Origin of the sequence: Asaia spathodeae NBRC 105894 (assembly GCF_025994195.1) — a bacterium.
GTDB classification, from domain to species: Bacteria; Pseudomonadota; Alphaproteobacteria; order Acetobacterales; family Acetobacteraceae; genus Asaia; species Asaia siamensis.
Map to the genome: position 1 here is coordinate 1 of NZ_BAPY01000029.1, position 2,500 is coordinate 2,500.

Genomic DNA, 2,500 nt, shown 5'->3' on the forward strand with positions numbered 1-2,500 from the left:
TTGGTTGCGGGGGCAGGATTTGAACCTGCGGCCTTCAGGTTATGAGCCTGACGAGCTACCGGGCTGCTCCACCCCGCGTGGGTGGGGTGTTTTGTGGGGTGGATCAGGGGACCTGGCGGCGACCGACTTTTCCGCATCTTAAGATGCAGTATCATAGGCGCTGGGGCGTTTCACGTCCGAGTTCGGGATGGGATCGGGTGGAAGTCTCCCGCCATAGCCACCAGGTCTTCTGATCCACCCGACAGCTGTGTGTCGGTGTGGGAGGTTGGTGTTTGGTATGATGATGTTTTGCGTGGATGATTGCTATGCATGTGTATGCTCTCTTGGAGAGCGTTGTGTGAGCGATATGGGCGATTAGGACCGGTTAGCTTCACGTGTTACCACGCTTCCACACCCGGCCTATTGACGTGATGGTCTTTCACGGCCCTGTGAGACCTAGTTTTGAGGTGGGTTTCCCGCTTAGATGCTTTCAGCGGTTATCCCGTCCATACTTAGCTACCCGGCTGTGCCGCTGGCGCGACAACCGGTACACCAGAGGTATGTTCATCCCGGTCCTCTCGTACTAGGGACAAATCCTCTCAAGTCTCATACACCCACGGCAGATAGGGACCGAACTGTCTCACGACGTTCTAAACCCAGCTCACGTACCACTTTAATCGGCGAACAGCCGAACCCTTGGGACCTGCTCCAGCCCCAGGATGTGATGAGCCGACATCGAGGTGCCAAACCTCCCCGTCGATGTGGACTCTTGGGGGAGATCAGCCTGTTATCCCTAGAGTACCTTTTATCCGTTGAGCGATGGCCCGTCCACGTGGGACCACCGGATCACTATGGCCGACTTTCGTCTCTGTTCGAGCTGTCACTCTCACAGTCAGGCGGGCTTATGCCATTGCACTCGACAGTCGGTTTCCGACCGACCTGAGCCCACCATCGCGCGCCTCCGTTACACTTTGGGAGGCGACCGCCCCAGTCAAACTGCCCACCATGCAGGGTCCCGGACCAGGCTAGACTGGTCTCGGTTAGACATCAGAAAAATTCAGGGTGGTATTTCAAGGACGGCTCCACCGAAGCTGGCGCCTCGGTTTCATAGCCTCCCACCTATCCTACACAGGATGTCTCTGATGCCACTGCAAAGCTGCAGTAAAGGTTCATAGGGTCTTTCCGTCTGACCGCGGGTACCCCGCATCTTCACGGGGAATTCAATTTCGCTGAGTCGATGCTGGAGACAGTGGGGAAGTCGTTACGCCATTCGTGCAGGTCGGAACTTACCCGACAAGGAATTTCGCTACCTTAGGACCGTTATAGTTACGGCCGCCGTTTACCGGGGCTTCAATTCAATGCTTGCACATCTCCTCTTAACCTTCCGGCACCGGGCAGGCGTCAGGCCGTATACGTCGTCTCTCGACTTCGCACAGCCCTGTGTTTTTACTAAACAGTCGCTACCCCCTGGTCTGTGCCACCCGCATCTGGTTGCCCAGAGACGGGTCTTGCTTATCCCGAAGTTACGCAAGTAATTTGCCTAGTTCCTTCAGCATCGTTCTCTCAAGCGCCTTGGTATTCTCTACCAGTCCACCTGTGTCGGTTTCGGGTACGGTCTATACGCCAGAGCTATTTCCTGGAATGCTCCAAAAGCCTGGTCAATCCAATAAGACCAGACAACATATCGCATTCGTCACTTCTGGCAGGCCCAGTAATATTCAACTGGTTCCCATCGACTACGGCTTTCGCCCTCGCCTTAGGGGCCGGCTCACCCTGCGTGGATTAACCTTGCGCAGGAACCCTTGGACTTTCGGCGACAGTGTTTCTCGCACTGTTTGTCGCTACTCATGTCAGCATTCGCACTTCCGATATCTCCAGAGAGGGTCACCCCGTCTCCTTCGCAGACCTACGGAACGCTCCGCTACCGCGCATATCATAGATATGCACCCACAGCTTCGGCACGTGGCTTGAGCCCCGTTACATTTTCGGCGCAGGGTTTCTATTAGACCAGTGAGCTATTACGCTTTCTTTAAAGGATGGCTGCTTCTAAGCCAACCTCCTGGTTGTTTTGGAATCCCCACATCCTTTCCCACTTAGCCACGATTTGGGGGCCTTAGCTGGTGGTCTGGGCTGTTTCCCTCTCGACAATGGACCTTAGCACCCACTGTCTGTCTGCCACGCTCATACTCCTCGGTATTCGGAGTTTGGTTAGGTTTGGTAAGACTTTGGGTCCCCCTAGCCCATCCAGTGCTCTACCCCCGAGGGCAATACGTGACGATCTACCTCAATAGATTTCGCGGAGAACCAGCTATCTCCGAGTTTGATTGGCCTTTCACCCCTAGCCACAGCTCATCCCCGACTTTTTCAACAGGCGTGGGTTCGGCCCTCCAGTGCGTGTTACCGCACCTTCAGCCTGGCCATGGCTAGATCACTCGGTTTCGGGTCTTCTGCCAGCAACTCATTCGCCCTATTCAGACTCGCTTTCGCTACGCCTACACCTACCGGCTTAAGCTCGCTGCAA

At 55.4% G+C, this 2,500-nt stretch carries 1 tRNA gene and 2 rRNA genes (1 of these 3 cut by a window edge); all 3 read right to left on the reverse strand.

Features of this window, described 5'->3' with window-relative positions:
• Window position 1 precedes the first annotated feature (1 nt).
• Window positions 2-78 (reverse strand) — tRNA-Met (locus AA105894_RS10745).
• A 32-nt stretch (window positions 79-110) separates the two neighbouring features.
• A 5S ribosomal RNA gene (gene rrf / locus AA105894_RS10750) occupies window positions 111-225 on the reverse strand.
• A 109-nt stretch (window positions 226-334) separates the two neighbouring features.
• Window positions 335-2,500 (reverse strand): 23S ribosomal RNA (locus AA105894_RS10755); it runs 575 nt beyond the window's last position.